At 36.9% G+C, this 16,980-nt stretch carries 8 protein-coding genes; 3 read left to right on the forward strand and 5 right to left on the reverse strand.

What is annotated here, in order from left to right:
* Window positions 1-5 precede the first annotated feature (5 nt).
* Window positions 6-1,994, forward strand: coding sequence for an LTA synthase family protein (locus tag BUA71_RS02630; RefSeq protein WP_072876413.1), 1,989 nt, complete (start codon window positions 6-8; stop codon window positions 1,992-1,994).
* Window positions 1,994-5,974 (forward strand): DUF2194 domain-containing protein, encoded by a 3,981-nt coding sequence (locus BUA71_RS02635; protein ID WP_072876415.1) that lies wholly within the window; start codon window positions 1,994-1,996, stop codon window positions 5,972-5,974. Before BUA71_RS02630 ends, BUA71_RS02635 begins: the two co-directional genes overlap by 1 nt.
* 45 nt (window positions 5,975-6,019) lie before the next feature.
* Here the strand turns inward: BUA71_RS02635 and BUA71_RS02640 are convergent, their stop codons facing one another.
* Both BUA71_RS02640 and BUA71_RS02645 read right to left on the reverse strand, forming a co-directional pair.
* Entirely contained in the window at window positions 6,020-6,814 is a 795-nt protein-coding gene (locus tag BUA71_RS02640) for an ABC transporter ATP-binding protein (RefSeq protein ID WP_072876417.1), read from the reverse strand.
* 1 nt (window position 6,815) lies between these two features.
* Complete coding sequence (locus BUA71_RS02645; RefSeq protein WP_072876419.1) at window positions 6,816-7,847, reverse strand: iron ABC transporter permease; 1,032 nt, start codon at window positions 7,845-7,847, stop codon at window positions 6,816-6,818.
* 238 nt (window positions 7,848-8,085) lie between these two features.
* Here BUA71_RS02645 and BUA71_RS02650 point away from each other — a divergent pair, with 238 nt between their 5' ends.
* The gene (locus BUA71_RS02650) at window positions 8,086-8,580 is read left to right on the forward strand and encodes a GreA/GreB family elongation factor (RefSeq protein WP_072876421.1); all 495 of its coding nucleotides are present in this window, start codon (window positions 8,086-8,088) and stop codon (window positions 8,578-8,580) included.
* Window positions 8,581-8,769: 189 nt separating this feature from the next.
* Here BUA71_RS02650 and BUA71_RS02655 read toward each other — a convergent pair whose 3' ends face one another.
* The 3 genes from BUA71_RS02655 to BUA71_RS02665 form a co-directional block, all read right to left on the reverse strand.
* On the reverse strand, window positions 8,770-11,343 hold the full coding sequence (locus BUA71_RS02655; protein WP_072876423.1) for a hypothetical protein: 2,574 nt from the start codon (window positions 11,341-11,343) through the stop codon (window positions 8,770-8,772).
* A gap of 16 nt (window positions 11,344-11,359) precedes the next feature.
* Window positions 11,360-11,812, reverse strand: coding sequence for a DUF4402 domain-containing protein (locus BUA71_RS02660; RefSeq protein WP_175545929.1), 453 nt, complete (start codon window positions 11,810-11,812; stop codon window positions 11,360-11,362).
* A gap of 73 nt (window positions 11,813-11,885) precedes the next feature.
* The gene (locus BUA71_RS02665; RefSeq protein ID WP_072876427.1) at window positions 11,886-16,979 is read right to left on the reverse strand and encodes an SUEL-type lectin domain-containing protein; all 5,094 of its coding nucleotides are present in this window, start codon (window positions 16,977-16,979) and stop codon (window positions 11,886-11,888) included.
* Window position 16,980 lies beyond the last annotated feature (1 nt).

Here is a 16,980-nt window from a genome sequence, read left to right on the forward strand (position 1 = left end):
TTAATATGTTTTTAGAACCTTTTTTACTTGGCGGTCCCTTAAGGATTATTTTAATCTTCGTGTTGTTGCTTATTCTTTATCGCGTGGTAACGCGAAAGGTACCGGCTCAAACAGCACTTAATTTTCTTATTCCCAGTCTTAGTCTAATACTTTCCTGCGTTGTGGTAGGCGGATTTTTTCTAATTTTAATTGGTTTGTTTGATCTTTTTGTTCTTTTAAGTGTGATCTACGCAATTATAATTTTGATCTTTATGAATATAAATTTCAAAAAGCCTTTAAAAGGGCAATTGCAAAAAATCTATACCAGAAGTATTCTTTATACTGTGATTAAAATTGAAAAAAGAGAGCAATTTATTAATCGCGATAACTGGGAGAAACCAACCTTTAAAAACGATCCTAAAGACTTAACGAGCTTTCATAGAAACTGGCAGGTGCTTATTGGAATTAGCCTGCCAATTATCACTTATTTGTCGCGAGCGTCCCTTTTTCAATTTGATACTTTTACCCTTTCTCAAGCCTGGTTCAAAAAACTTAGTTTGGTAAGGGATATTTCTCTTGAAAATTGGTTTTTCAATCCGGGAGAAATGATGGGTGATTATTTTTTAATTCATCTTTACGCTCAAATTACGAACATTTCAAATGCAGTTGCTTTGCAATCCTTTGGTTTGTTAGAATCTTCCTTTCTGGCTATAATAATTTACTGGTTTGTATATAAAATTACACGAAGACACGCTACGGGGATCTTTTCGGGTTTAAGTTTTGCTTTGTTATATGCATTTTTACCGTTAAGCATAGACCTTCTTGCCGAACATAAATCTGTATTTTCTGCTTTAATTATCGCCCTGCCAGCTATGCTTTATAGTATGTACCCACAAACATTTAGATTTAAATATAGAACCACCGGTATATTTTTAATAATTTTATTTCTGGCTATTCTATTTATAGACATTTTTGTAGGTCTTCTTGTTCTTTTACCTTTTTTAATAATTATTTCTATTTTTCGCTTTTGGCAGAATAAACAACGGGTGGTGCTGGTCCTATCCAGTTATTTTATTGCAGTAGCTATACTGTGCTCCTTTTATATTGGAGTGGCCTGGTGGTTTGAGGAAAGTTTGCTAGGATTTATAAATGCAAACCTATTTTCTTTTGATGCTTATACTTATAATCCTAAACTAATTCTGCCTTTGGATGATTTGGTGAAAGTTTATTTAATTATTGGGGTTATATTTCTTGCAATCACTATTTTTAAATTTCAAAAAAGAACTAAAAAGTACCAAACCAGCTTAATTTTCTTAATATTTATTAATTTTCTTTTTACAATTCATCAATTTACAGCAACCTTAGTAGATATTGATATTTTAAATGTCGTGCTAAGCGTATTTATACCTATTTTCTTCGGGTTAGTTCTAAACATCATCTTTAATCTCCTATCATCTATAAAAGTTCAGGGTCGCCGTGCCCTAAACATTGAAGTAGGCAGCGGCATAGTTTTAGTTATAGCCCTCTTTTTATTTACTTTTCCTTCGGAAGCCAAACTATCTTTAGACAGGCACAATATGGAGTCACATGTCTTTAGGATTTATTCTAAAATTCAGGGAGATCACCTTCCTTATTCATACGCGGTAATCAATACTCCACAAAATTCAAGCTTTAGTAAGGACAGTCATTATTTTTATAGTTATGATTACTTCAACAATAAATATATAGCTAGAGATCGAACTTTTCAACGCTATAAAGAAAATAAAAGTTATTTACTGGCCCATCCCAATTTGTTTTTACCAGAAGCCCTTTTTGTATTCGTTTATAAAAACGAGGCAGATAATTTTTCAAAAAACAAGATTAGTAAACTGCAGCAAGAAGGAGTTAAAAAACGGCTTAATTTATTGCGAGCAAAAGGTAGAGAGATAAATACCTACTACGATAGTGAGTTTTTTAGTGTCTATCAAGTAATAAATAAAGCCAAATCAAGTAATATCCAGGAATTATTATTTTAATGAAACGAAACTACGCTTCAATACTTATTAAAGTTTTTATTTTTTGCGCTTTTATGTTGAATCTCAGCTGTGTGCAAGATAATGAAAATGATACCGGCGATGAGGAAATTTTAGCATCCAAAGCTGAAAGAACAGGATCTGAAGTTCTGGTTAATTACCTTTATGACAGCAAAAATGAGTTGAGTATTAGGAACCGCGATCACGTAGATAAAACCCTGGAATATGCAAAAATTCCTTTCCAGCAAACCAGCGTTGCAAATTTTAATAAAAAACCAAAATTAGCCGGGGGATTAAAAGTTGTGGTGCTTCACGATCTTGTAAGATTAAATGAAATGGCGATGCAGGAGTTAATTAGGTTTGTAAGTGAAGGTGGACATATTGTGATTACTTCTGTAGGAATTGATAAGAAATACGCATTTTTTGCCGGAATAAATGCCGATGCTAATTTTGACATTGATACCAAAGCGACGGGATTCCGTTTTACATCAAATATTCTTCCTGTTTTAAAAGGAAAACAATATCGAACCAATACAACCCATTATGGCCTGAAAGGCAAAAATTTCTCTAAAGATGCTGAAATATTGGCTACCTCAATGTCCAATGATGACTTTCCTACTATCATTAAGAATAAAATAGGAACGGGTTCTGCAATAGTTTTTAATACCGAACAGTTTTCTGAAAAACAGGACCGGGGATTATTCTTTGCTGCAATTTTAGAAGGTTTAGAAGGTATCCCATATCCTATCGCTAATGTCTCCAGTATTTTTTTAGATGATTTCCCTGCTCCTTTATACGAAGTTAAAATGGAGCCGGTAGCTCACGAATTGGATATTACTCAATTTAAATATTACTCTAAAGTATGGTGGCGAGATATGTTAAAACTAGCCGAAGAAGAAAACCTTGCCTACAGTGCTTATGTATGTTTTGACTACTCCAACACCACTTACCCGCCTTTCAATTTTCCCGAATGGCAAAATTCCACGAAAAAAGAAAAAAATATAGCCGATTCTTTGATGTTGGATATTAAAAATTCCCGGCACGAATTAGCGCTTCACGGGTATAATCATGTTTCTCTAACCAAAGAAGAATGGCCTAGTATAAATTATATGGGATTAAGCCTGCAGGCGGTTAAAAAACGTTGGGCTGCAAAATCATTTGGGAAATTACCGGTTACTTATGTACCGCCTTCTAACATCATAGATAGTACTGGCTTTGCAGCTTTAGAGCGCTATATGCCAAGTATTAAATACAATGCGAGTATTTACCTGGGATATTTTGACGAAGGTGGAAAACGGGAGTTTGATCCTGAGCCTTATAATGATCATATTTTTAATTTTCCCAGGATTACCAGTGGTTATGCAATGACGCACACCAAAGAATTTTTGCAGCAATCGTTATATGTTTACACAGGAATTTGGAGTCATTTTATACACCCAGACGATATTTATCAAATTCCCGGGGAAGATTCCAATGCCAGTGCAGGAGATTATTCCTTGCGTAATAAAAATGCTTATGGATGGTATAAATCTAAAGATGGTTCTCCCGGGCTTTTGCCAAGATTTCGGGATTATATTAAACAAGTAAAAGAAACCTTTCCTTTAAGTAGATTTTTAAAGGTATCTGAAGCTGCAAAAATTACCGAGAAATGGCGTAATAGAGATTATAATATCAGGATTGAAAAAGAAGAGGTAGTCGCAAAAGCGATAAAAGGAAAGCGTCAAAAGAAAAATTTCTGGTTTGTATATGCTTCAGAAGAAAATAATAAAAAACTGGAGACATTTTTAAAAAAGAACGATATCACTTTTACTAAAACCTCTATTCTTGAAGGTTATCTTTTTAATATTGAAACAAAATCTGAGGAGATTAGGCTTCCTAAGTTTTCCGAAGAAAATAAAGCTTTCAATAGTCAAAAAATATTAGCTCAATTTGAAGCTTATAAAAAGGTAAAACCTAATCAAAATACAATAAATGTTTCTGAGGAGATTGAACTCTTAACTTCAAAAATAAAAACTTCAGAAGCATTTAATCGCAAAGATTGGCTGGAGCTATTCACCTATTTAGGATGGGAAAGCAAGCAGCATCAAATATGGCCACTTTTAGAAACACAATATGCTAAAAATAAACATCAACAATATATAAAGCTTTCAGAATATTTTGCGGGACAGAGCGATTATCCTAACCTGAAAACCAGGAAACGATGGATGTTGCGCCAATTAACTTTACAACCAGAAAATGTACAACTAAAGAAAGATTTTATTGCTTATTTTGGTAGTAAAGCCGGGGTGAGTTTAAGTGAGGAGCAAATTCTAAAGGAGCTGGAAAAACCTAATAAAACCGATTCCCGGTCTTTTTATCTAGGTCTTTTGAATGAAAACTATCCCAAAGCATCTTTAGCATTCGTTAAGCAACTTGATCCCTGCGATGAAAGTTTTAGCGCTTCGGCCTCTACAATCGCCTGGACGCTTGCGAATGCCGGGGATTATAATAGAGCGCTGCAATGGTCTAAATGCGGTGCAGATTTAACTGAGGATGCTATAGACAACTGGAGGTTGCAAACCGGGGAATATGAATTTTTAAAAGATAAGAATTACCGGCTTTACATGGAATATCTTATTGGCGATAATGGTAAAAAAGCAGCGCAGGAATTATTGGAAGTTGAGGTGTGCCGGGAAGACCTTAAGCCAATTGCTGCAACTATCGCCTACACTTTTTCTGGGCAGGGGAGTTATAGAAAGGCCCTGGAGTGGTCTTCCTGTGCAAAGGACTTTCCCAAAGTAGAGCGTTTATATTGGCTTAATGCCTTAAATAATGACGCAGCCATTGAGCAGTTTTATAAAAATTATACTGAAGGAAATGATAGAACAGAAGCTGTAAAAATAAAAACGTTTATGGCCGAGTTTTATATGGGTAGGGGAGCGCTTGTTAAAGCCTGGAAGCTAGTAGAAGAATTGCCAGAATCCCAGGATAAGGAGCGTCTAAGATTGCAATTAAATAAAGATGTTGTGTATCTGTCACCTAAGGAGCAACAACTTTTGCTTCTGGAAAATGCCTCTTTATTTTATCCCGAAGTAGCTGCAAAAATAAAACATGAACTAAGAATTAAAGAAGGCGATTTTTTAGATTTAAATAGCAAAATAATAACCGACCGGCTTGATGTCACCTCTTTTGGTAATGAATTGCTTTATGGAGTACACGATAAAAATAAGCACAGCCATAGCTTTGGGTTGAGTCAATATAAAGCTTATGCCAGAGATCTTGATACCGTTATTGCAAACAACCGGGATCACGACATATATGGCGTGGTATATAAATTTAATTCTAAACAAAGGATTGAGAAATTAAATTACAGTTTTGGTTCCCGACTTGAATTTAATAATGATGGGAAAGCTTTTTTACATCTTAGCGCGGGGATATCCCTCTCTAAAGATAGCTTGTTTAGTTCGCTGCAACTTTCCAGGAAACCTGCTATTACCGGCCCCGCTTATAGTTTAGATATTTACAGGAGTCAATTGAGTATTTATGAGGAACTTAGGTTTAAAGACAGGTTTCAAGCCGTTTTTTATGTAGAGGGAAATCATTATGACGATGATGATGTGCTAGATGTACAGGCAAATACCAGTCTAACAATGGATTTCCAGGTTGGGGAAATGGCTAAGTTAAAACCCTATTCAGAAATATCTGGGATGTTGGGAAATACAAAAAGAACCAGCGGATTTCCATATTGGACCCTCGATGAAAGACTTTATGGTGGTTTGGGTTTAGGCTATGAATATAAAAACCCTAACAATTCCTGGCTGCTAAGCGTGGATGCCGGGTATTTTCTAGATACTTTTTCCGATGAATTTCAGCGGTATCGTGGCCGGCTTTTAATGCCATTAACGCCTTATCTGCATTTTAATGCTAATGCCGAATTTTATACCCTAAAGAATTTTTATTCCAATAACTTTAGCTTCGGATTAAAATATTATTTCGAGGATTAAAAGGAACTTTACAGGTTTTCAAAGCTTGTTTAACAAGCTCTTTGTTTAGCTTTTAATTTTAAATGAAGCAGAGGCTTTATCAAAAATGATCAAATCCTTTGGGAAAACCTTAGAAAATGCTCCAGACTCCAGTAATTCTTGTGGGGTTCCCGTTATAATTGCCTCATCTTGCATAAGAATGATCCGGTCACATAGTTGAATAGCCAGGTTAATTTCGTGGGAAGCGAATACAATAGCTTTTTTGGTTTTCCTGGTAAGTTTTTTCAATAATTTTAAAACATAAGCTTTGTGATAAAGGTCCAGGTGCGTGGTAGGTTCATCTAAAATAATGAGGGGAGTGTTTTGTGCGATGGCACGGGCTATGAGTACTTTTTGCATTTGCCCGTCGCTTAATTCATAACATTTTTTATGCTGAAGTTCTTCAATACTTACCAGCATAAGGGCTTTTTTAATTTGCCTTAAATCGTTTTTACTTAAGCTGCCAATCCAATTTGTGTAAGGCTGTCTGCCTAACGCAACTAATTCAAAAACACTTAAGTTTTTTGAAATAGGCTGATTGGTCAATACCAAACTAATTAACGCCGCGAGATCTGGGGCATTAATATCTTCCAGGGTTCTATTATTAACCAAAACTTTTCCTGCCAGGCTGTTCTGTACGCCACTTATGGTTCTTAGAAATGTAGATTTTCCAATCCCGTTCACTCCTATGACTGCGACCAATTCGGCTTCCCGAACTTCAATATCAATATTCTTTGCGATAAGCGTTTCAGCTTGTTTGCTACGATAACCAATACTAAGATTATTGGTCTTAAGAATATGATGTGCTTGCGGCTGTTTCACTTCAGAATAAAAATTTACGTTTTCTCACCAGCAACCAAATTACCACCGGTGCTCCAATTAGTGAGGTAATTGCATTTATGGGCAAGGTGAATTCCTGTCCCGGCAATTGTGCGGCGATATCGCAAATAAGCATTAGTGCAGCACCGCCCAATAATACTGCAGGAACCAAAATACTATGGTTGTTAACCGGAATTATCTGTCTTATTAAATGTGGCACAGCCAGGCCTACAAAGGCAATAGGCCCCGCAAAAGCAGTGATACTTCCCGCCAATAAACTCGTGGCGATGATGATAATTAATCGGTTTTTCTGAATACTTACTCCCAGGCTTTTAGCATATTGTTCACCCAGCAAAAGGGTATTCAGGTTTTTAATACAGGAAATAGCGAGAATAATCCCCACAATCCAAAAAATAGCCAAAATACCAACTTCATTCCAGGCTAAATCTCCAAGGCTTCCAAAAGACCAGAAGACATATTGTTGTAATTGAGCCGCCGGACTAAAATAGGAGAGTACACTAACTACCGCGGCAGTTAGACTGGCAAACATTAACCCAATGATTAAAATTGCCATGGTATCGCGCAGTCGCAACGAAGCCAGCATAACCGCCATTAAAACCAGTAAGCTACCCAGGCTGGAAGCGATTACCAAACTCCACTTAGATAACAAAATTCCGGCGAAAGCGCCACCAAAAACAGAAGCTCCCATAATAACAATAGCAACGCCTAAACTGGCACCGCTGCTTAAGCCTAGCACATAAGGCCCGGCCAGGGGATTGCGAAATAAGGTTTGCATAAGTAAACCGCTAATTGCCAATCCAGAGCCGGTAATTATTGCCGTTAATGCCTTGGGAAGGCGATATTCTACAACAATATACTGCCAGGTATCTTTAGAAACTTCCAGGTTAAATATAGAAGCAAAAACTTCTTTTACCGGAATGCTCACAGATCCCAAACTAATATTAAGAAAAGTAAGTAAAAGCACACCTAGCAAGAGAAGTGTAAGTGTAAAAAAGTATTTTTGGGATTGCAGCAAGGGCCGTAATTTAATTGAATGTAAATATCTTAAATTATATGCTATGATAAAACTAAAGCTAAATGATATTATTTAAATTGTTCTCAGTTCTCAGTTCTCAGTTCTCAGTTCTCAGTTCTCGGTTGTGAGTTTGAAATAGTAAAAAGTAAACAAGTGACATTTGAATTAGACAGAATTTTTGATGTAATTTCAGGAATTTCAACTATATTATAAAATTATTCCAAAAAGAAATATTGTTATGAGTCGAGGTTTTGTAAAAGAAGATGATCAGGAAGAGGCCCCTATAATTCCGCCGCGGGCTGCTCTACCTGCCGGAACAACAAATTACGTTACGCCAAAGGGTTTACAAGAATTAAAACAGGAAGAACAGGAACTTGTTGACGAACGTTCCCAACTGGAAATAAAGGATGAAACCGAATTAAGGAGGGCGCAGGCAGTAATAGATGGAAAGCTAAAATTACTGCGAGAGCGAATAAACACTGCAAGACTATTGGACCCCAAAGATCAACCTAAAGATGAAGTACGTTTTGGAGCTTTAGTGAGCTTAAAGCAAAATGGCAACAAACAAAAATTCCAAATTGTTGGTGTGGATGAAGCCGATGTTAAAAAACAAAAAATTGCCTTTGTTGCTCCTATTGCGAGAGCTGTAACCGGTAAAAAAGTAGGTGCCACTGCCAATTTTAAATTGGGCGAGGAAACCAGAAAGTTGGAAATCTTAGAGATTAGTTATTAGTGGAATTGGAGTATTACTAAACTATTGATATATCGTTTTCATTCATAAAATCAAGGGACCTTTATTGACTCAGACCTCACAGGTTTCAATCCCGTATAGCTATCGGGACTGTGAGGTTTCTCCTTTTAGTAATAGAGGCAGAATAGAATGAATTGTATAAGCGATATTATTGCTAACGAATAATCAGTGCTATTCATTAGCCTTTTCTAAAACAAACTCAACGCCATCAACGATATCACCATATTCATCAACTTTAATTTCAAATTCTATTGCTTCAGAAGCTTTATAATTAAGGTTTTCTAATTGTTGCTGGTCGATTTTGGCGGTATAACTGCCCGGTTTTAATCCGAGATACGTAAAATAGCCGTCAACTTCAGAAAGAATTTTTGCTGCTTTTTTACCATTTTCGTCAATAATATTCACGATAATCCTACCCTGTCCTTTAAGCGTATTATCCTCCTTAAAATAAACCATCCCGGCAATTTCTCCCAACACTTCTATGGGAACCTGTATTTCCTGAAATTGATTGGGAATAGTATGTACCTTAATTTTCTCGTTTTTTACCCTCCAGGCAATATTATCTAAACTATTGGGGTCTATTTCCAGCAAAATGTCAACGTAGGGCTGGAGTTCGGTAATCTTTAAAGTAGTTCTGTCTTCGTTATAAGTGAGTTTTCCAAAGGTATTCTTAACCTCCAAATCTTTTACCGCGGGTTCCATAGGGTCTTTAATCCCATTGCTATTATAATCTAAAAATGGAACGATATTAAGCGCGGCTTTAGACATTGTGGTGCGGTTACTGGCCATCACGTAGCCGGTTTGGTCATCTAAAATTAATCCGCCCCGGGCCGATTGTACAAAATTGCTATTTTGATTGCTAATTCTGGAGGTCAATGAGGTTTGCGCAAAATTTAGATTATACCGAAATCCAATCTCAAAAATATGCGCATTCCGAAGTAGGTTATTTTCATAAGCGAGGTTTAAGAAACCTTTGTCAAAAACCGGTCGCTCAATTTCCAGAATAATGTTATTAAACTGTTCCCGACTAAAGTCATATTGTACCTGTGGAGAAAATAAAAATTGATAAGGCAGTCTGTAATTTTGGGATAAAGAGGTATAAACTGTAGGCTTTTTTACCCGGTCATTATAAATCCCGTAAGTGGTTAAATTAGTGCTTATTCCCATAATTGCTCCCGAAAGCAGAAGCTGTGCCGTGGTAAACTCGGTGGTGGGCATTACAATTTGGTTGAGACTAAACCTACTGTACATCGAAAAATTTTTCGCTCGAATGGGCGTGGAAATACTTATTTTCCGCTCTTCCAGGTAATTGAAATTAATGGCTGTTTGATCTTTATCATAATCAATATAATTAAGATCTATTTGGAGGTTTTTTGGCGTTCTATAAGAAAGTAAACCTTCGGCCTTTACTCCATACATATACTCCCCTGAAAACAGGAAATTAGATGCAAATCTAATAGAGGAGCTTACAAAAGGCATCACTTCACCATTAGTAACTCCCTGTAAATACTCGGCACCACCACCAATGGTGACCGCATTGCTAAGTCCGTAGTTAATATTTAAACGCGAAAACTTACTTAAACTATCGTTTTCTACAATTCCCCCGCTTAAGGTATATTCCATTTCATTTTTCGGCACGAAGTTATACGGAATATTAATCTGTCGTATTTCAGTTCTTTCTTCCCCATACGGCCCGTAGAATTTTAAACTTACGGCAGTATTTCCATACATTAAGGGAACATCAAAACTATAAAATCCTGAAGCATCGGCTTCCACAAAATCTACCAGGACATTATTAACGTATAGCTCTACCGTCCAGCGCGGGTCGGTATAATCGCTTAGGGTATAAGTACCAAACGAGCGTCGGTTTCTAAAAGGACTGTTACTCACCTGAATACCGCTCACCGGCGCAAATAGGGAAGAGGTAGCCCGGGTAAAAATACGTCCCGCGGTTACCTGTTTAAAAAACCGACTTTCATTGTCAACAAAACGCCATTGGTAAAATTGGTTCCTGGAATTAAATGGGACTTTGGTAGAATAATTAAACAATAAGTTGGTTTCCCCACCCAGGATCATTGTTCCCAAACCTAAACTTAACCTATTATCGTTTTCAAATTCACTTTGCTGGGTAGTCACTACGCCCCAATCTAAAGTCCCCGCCCTAAAAAACGGATAATTCCTGGTAATACTGGTATCTGGTTCTACGATACCCTTTACCTGGTTCAAATTTTCGCGTACTTTTCTAAGCCGCATTTCTTTAAGGACCGGCAAATCTTTGTCGGTCTTTAATTTAACTGAAAGGCTTCTAAACGAGAAACCGGTGTGCAAGCCGAAGACTTTTCCGAAGAAATTAGATTTTAAATAAAAAGTGGTTGGCGATTGAATATAATCACTGTCTTTTAGTTCAAAATTTTGCTCTTTATAGACGATCTTATTTGCTGCAGGATTTATTTGATAGGTAGAATCTGGATGAATAATAAAGCCCTTGAATACTCCGTTATTTCTTTCATTTTTAATTTTTAGAAAGTCGAAGAGTTCTTTTACAGACAAATATGCATCCTGGTCTTTTATAGCGATAGGGATTTCTACGTTCCCGTAATCTGGAACATTCATTTCTACCGTTAACTCATCATAAGCCGGGAAATCTTCCTGGGCTGTTGCTGAAAAGGTAAAAAGCATCAGAAATATAAAGAGCACACGGTGAAGGTAGGCTTCAGAAAGGAAAGTCCGGGTTTTTAATCGCATGGATACGGGAATACTTCTATTGATGAATAAAATTTAGCCTAAAAGTTCCCTGATATCTTCCCGGGAGCGTGCCAGAGTTATCACTGGGAATTCTTAAGGTTCCACCTACAAAGACTTCATTGGGGATCTGGGTGCTAGGAGACTGGGTCACAAAAGTGCGCTGGCCGGTATTAAAACTGTCTAAAGTGAGGTAAATGGTACCGCCATTCCCATTGGTTAATTCGGTCTCGCCATAAGCCTGAATTTGAATAATGGTGCCTGGATTAGCATAGACGTCAAACAACGCCGCCGAAACGGGCTGTCCAAAATTAAGCTCTACAATATCCCCGTTTATAGTGCGCTGGTCATCCCAACTCACACTCACGTTTCCGCCAGAAGTACCCGCGGTAAATGAGCCAAAATTAAGGTTTCTTGAGGTCCTGACTTCCACTTGAATGGGCACGGGAGGATTTTCCTGTGCTTCAGCCATAAGAGTGAAAAGTATAAAAAACAGGAACCAAAACCTTGTTTTTTTTAATTTGAAATGAAACCACATGTGTTTGCTAATTTTTAATGAGTACCTTTTTGGCATATTGAGCCTTGCCAACTAAAAGGTTAATAATATACACCCCGTCACTGGTTATTCCTTTAAAGGTTACTTCTTCCTTTCCTTTTGCATTTTTCACCTGTAAAATTTGACCGGTTATTGTGCTTGCCTGTAAAACTCCTTCCTGGTTTTTCTCTAAATTTAACTTTACGATAATATCATTTCCTCGAGCTTCTACGTGAAAAGCTTCGTTAAAAGCAACGGCGGGATTGGTCACATTTTCTTCAGAAAACATTAATTCAAAACGTGAATTATGCGTACCTGCATTTACATTAAATTGATAAACAGGATTTTTACTAAGGTTTTGCCCAATACTTTTCTTATGATCTATGAGATAAATATTAAAATTGGGACTAAGATTTTCTAAAGCATTAAGTTCAATGATCATCGCGCCACTTTTTTCAGCTTTTAAACCCACTGGAATTTTTTTGTAACTGCCGGAAGAAGGAAACGGGATTGCATTAATGGCCAATTCCTTTTTATCTTCGGTCAAATTGTAAAAATTGGGGGTTTCAGGATCGGTATTCATCAATTTATGCGCGTCCATTTTTTTCTCGAAATTAGTAGAAGCATAAGGTGAAAAATAAATAACCATGGCATCTTCCTTATTTTCAGCTTTAAATTTAGCGTTAAGCCTAATAAGTGGTTTTAAGTCTCTAAGCCCCGACCTAAAAAACTGCTGATTAAAATCTGTAACCCGCACCTCATTGTTCATTCCTAAAGTTCCCGTGACTATTTTTTCATTTTCTGAATCACTAACCTTTACGAAAAACCCTTGCATGGAAGGAATAATATTTGGGCTTGGGTTTGCCCCGATATTATTTGTAGAAACATCATTTACATAGGAGGTATAACTGCCGGTGTATTGATCGTTTTCACTGGCATTAAAAAAATAAATGGCATCATCTATATTGCTTCGTGTCCAACCTGTCGCAGCATTCCAGTCTATAGGGGAAGGGTAGGGGTTGCCAATAAGATGAAACCCTTTGGTATAAGTGCCATGATGATTTAGTAGATTTTTTTCTGTAATCCCGTTGTTCACCTCTCCTGTTATTTCTATAGTAACCGGGTTTGCGCTTGTTCCAAAATTAAGCGCGTAACCTTCGGCAATATTTAGTGGGTTATTGGTGTTGGTATAAGAAGTCCAACCGGTAGCGTCCTTAATAACACCGTCAATTTCTATATTTCTATTTTCATTATACCTGTAGAAATGTGGGAAACTGGTATTGGCATCATTTAAATCTAAATACGGACTAAAATCACCAACAGTACTGTTTTTGAATGGCGAACTAAAATATTTGTAACCAAAAGCTTTATCTAAATAGCGTTGCATACTTACCAGGCCATTGACCTCGCCATTACCCGCACCATCTATTAATGCGGTTTGATTTTCATTTGAGATTAAAGTCAGTTCATTTCCGGTATCGAAGTTTCCGGTTTCAACTTTTAAAGTCCCGGTAAGTTCTATGATTGCTTCAGAAGTTACTCCCGCAGCGTTATCTATCCTTAAATTCCTGATGCGATTATTAGCAAAAGCATTATTTGGGATTACCTGCGCTGTATTACTTTCAAAAGAAACACTTCCGGCAATAGCATTTAAGATTCCAGAATTTTTTAAGATTCCAGAAATCCTTAACCAATTATTTTTAACTTTTAAACTTGCATTATTTTCAATCTTAAGATTTTTTGCCAGAGCATTAGCCCCCGAATTAATAACCGGATAATTACCGGAAGAAAGGTTTTCTGGAATTAAAACATTGGTTTTCAAAGTAGGCAGGGAATTACAACTCCAATTGGCGGTATTGTTCCAGTTTACATCTGCTGTACCGGTCCATACATTTTCTTTAACTACAGGAATAAGCAATACGGGAGATTCACTAATGCAAGTTCCAGAAGTAGCTTTACGTTTAAACCAGGTTGTTTGTTCCAGCGCACCGGGATTGTAATTTTGTGAAGAATTATTCCCCGGGGCAGGGCTAAAACCGGCGTTTGGTCCCTGGAAACTCATTTCCCATAAATAGGTGATATTATCGCCCATATTGGATCCTTGAATTTGAGGGGACTGCGCTCCAATACATAAAGGTTCTGCGTAGGAAGCTTTAACGTAAAGACGTTTTAAAGTACCCACACACGGATCTGTGAAGACAGCGTTTTCAGCTGGAATTACTGCAGAATTTTCTCCCAAAAGATAATCTTCGGTAATATTCTGGCTGGTGGTTGCGTGGCAGCTGCTTTTTACATATTTACCGTTTTCAATATTTGGAGTACCATAACTGGCAAAATTTACACTGGTAAAAACCGTGTTGGCGGGTGCTGAAATATTTAGATCATGATGTTCATCGGCTGTACGGCTTATAGTCCCTGAATTTCTATTGGAAAAAGAAATATGGTTATTGTTTAAGTTGTTGCCAACGGTAATTTTTATAACATTAGAAAAATCTTTTTCACAATTTTCTACCTCTACTTTCCGGCGGTACCAGGTGGTTTCAGTAAGAGTCTCAGGTTGGTAAGTAGCCTGGTTACTTGTTCCAGAGGCCGTAACAAAGCCGGAACTGCTTCCCGAGGTACTTTTCTCCCATGTGTATTTATAGCCCACTCCAAGCTCGTTTCCTTCCAGTAAAGCAGGTTTAATACTGCCACATCCTTGCTGGTTTCCGGTAATATTATTTTCGCCTATACCACTTATTACGTTTATGTCAAGACTGGCTACAGGGGAGTTATTGATACAGTTCTTACCATCTGTAATGCTTAAAATTTTAATACTGGTATTTTGCTGAATATTCAATGGATAATCGAAATTATCTGTAGGAATTTGAAGATTCTGTACCTGTCCGTTTACTTCAGCTTTTATGGTATATGGCGCCGTGCCTGTAAAGTTTCCTGTAATATTAATTTCACCGGCACAAATAGTAGTAGGGGCAGAAAGTGACACTGTTGGCTTATTGCAATCATCTAAATTCTCCCTTAAATAAGCTACTTTAGAGGTAGCTTCACATCCATTTTCATTAATAACTACTAACCTATATTTAGAGCCATACTTTGGATAATAACCAACTGTTTTAAGCCGTAAACGAGTAGTATTTACACCTCCATAATGCTCACCGTTATCTATATCATACCAGTTGCTGCTATAGGTTTGCCATTGGTAACTTAGATTGTTCCCCGTCACTCCGGCTTTCACAAAAGCGTCTTCTCCAAAAGGAGCTGTGGTGTCTTCCGGTTGCTGCACGATAGGATCTGCATAAACAGTCAATTTAGCAGAGTCTGAATACACTGCACAAGAAGTATTAAACACTTTTATGCGGTAAAGATTATCGTTGAAACTAGCCGGAGCATCTAAAATGTTTAATCTTTCTGAAGTAACATCTGGATAATATTGACTGGTGCTAAGATCACTCCAGGTTGTGCCGTTATCTTCACTAACCTGCCATCTTCTCTCATCGTTAGAAGTGTAGGTTTGAAAGGAAACATCAAAAGCTTCGCAAACAATTTGATCGGATGGGTGGGTATCGATTCCTCTAGGACTTTCATTCACGTACAACTTAGCAGGATTTGAATAAACTGAATTTCCATTAGAATCTTTTACTTCTACGCGAAAACTAATCCCATTCATCCAGGTTTTGGCACTAACTTGTAGATTAGGTGTTTTAGTATTTATATAACTATTACTTTCATCTACATCATAAAACCCACCATTTCCACCAGAATTTCTTTGCCATTGATACGTTAGATTTTCGCCTTTTGCATTTACTTCAAAATTGGCCACATTATCAGAGCATATAGCTAAATCTTGAGGATGATTTATAATTTCTAAAGGTTCCTGAACCTTAACTGTTGCGGGATTTGAACTTATACTTGTTTCAAAAGGATTTCCCAGACCGTTATTGTTACTTTTTAATTTTGCTATCCTATAGATGTAATAAACACCTTTTTTATTAAAAGGCCTCTGGTTTTTATTTGGGGTGAAATCTGCTTGTTTAGCATTTGGAATAATTGTAGTTGCACCTCCTTTGGTTTCGCTATAAACCCATTGATAGCCAGTGTCAACTTTACTAATACCAGAAGGTAAATTTGTAAACTCGTCTCCTCCTATGGTTTTGGGGGTATTTCCTGCTGAAATAGTTTGCGAAGTATTTGAATTTAATTCATTTTTAATAAGCAATTGCGGTTGGGCGACCTTAATACGATTTAAACCGCTATTTTCGTAATACTCCAAAACTAAATTGCTATTTCCAGAAAGATTTATCAAGATGTTTTCTTCCCGATAAGCGTGGTCGTTCCAGTCATTATAAACCCATTCTTCGTCTATCATTAATCGGGAGCCATCGTCTGATCCTATATTTATTGTATAAAGTCCTTTAAAAGAACTTTGCATTTTATATCGAACTGAAAATGTTTCAGTATAAATAGAAGGGGAGCAATTGTTATTACCAATTTGAAAATTATTTTCTCCTCCTCCAAACTCCTGGTTGAAAATGAGAGTTTCTTCATAACCACCCATATAATCATTAAAGTCTTTTCCGTCATAAAAGTGCCCAACCCAGGAATTGGTACCGGTTTCAGTTTCTGTGTAAATCTGATTGTTATTAGCTATAATTTGGAAAGTTTGAGGAGAAATTCCTTCTGGTCTTGCCGGAATTTGAGGATTGGAGGCTGTTATTAATAGCTGATAATTATCCCTTGAAGAGATATCACTTTCTAAGGAAATAGAATGATTAATAATTCTTTCTTCAAATGCTCGCTTAGGAGGGCCTTGTTTATTTGTAAAAATGAAAGAAGAAACCGGAGTGTAATACATTGTATTATTTTGCCGAAAAGTATAAACAACTTCGACCTTATATACTGTTTCAGTATCGAAACCGTATGTCCCACCCCCACCGTTTTTTACACCAAATTGAAAATCTAAAACTTCCCCCGTACATATTGAGGTCAAATTATGCTCAACATCAAAAATTCTCTGGGCATTTGCATAGAAACCAAAAAACAAAAAAACCACCAGGAATAAACCTGATTTAAAAAACTTAGAGGAAAATAAGTAATTCTTTTCCATA

Source organism: Salegentibacter echinorum (assembly GCF_900129445.1).
GTDB lineage: Bacteria > Bacteroidota > Bacteroidia > Flavobacteriales > Flavobacteriaceae > Salegentibacter > Salegentibacter echinorum.

Bases quoted from the DNA above. Each gene is read 5' to 3' on its own strand.
- BUA71_RS02630 (WP_072876413.1), top strand. From the start codon at position 6: ATGTTTTTAGAACCTTTTTTACTTGGCGGTCCCTTAAGGATTATTTTA.
- BUA71_RS02635 (WP_072876415.1), top strand. From the start codon at position 1,994: ATGAAACGAAACTACGCTTCAATACTTATTAAAGTTTTTATTTTTTGC.
- BUA71_RS02650 (WP_072876421.1), top strand. From the start codon at position 8,086: ATGAGTCGAGGTTTTGTAAAAGAAGATGATCAGGAAGAGGCCCCTATA.
- BUA71_RS02655 (WP_072876423.1), bottom strand. From the start codon at position 11,343: ATGCGATTAAAAACCCGGACTTTCCTTTCTGAAGCCTACCTTCACCGT.
- BUA71_RS02660 (WP_175545929.1), bottom strand. From the start codon at position 11,812: ATGGCTGAAGCACAGGAAAATCCTCCCGTGCCCATTCAAGTGGAAGTC.
- BUA71_RS02665 (WP_072876427.1), bottom strand. From the start codon at position 16,979: ATGGAAAAGAATTACTTATTTTCCTCTAAGTTTTTTAAATCAGGTTTA.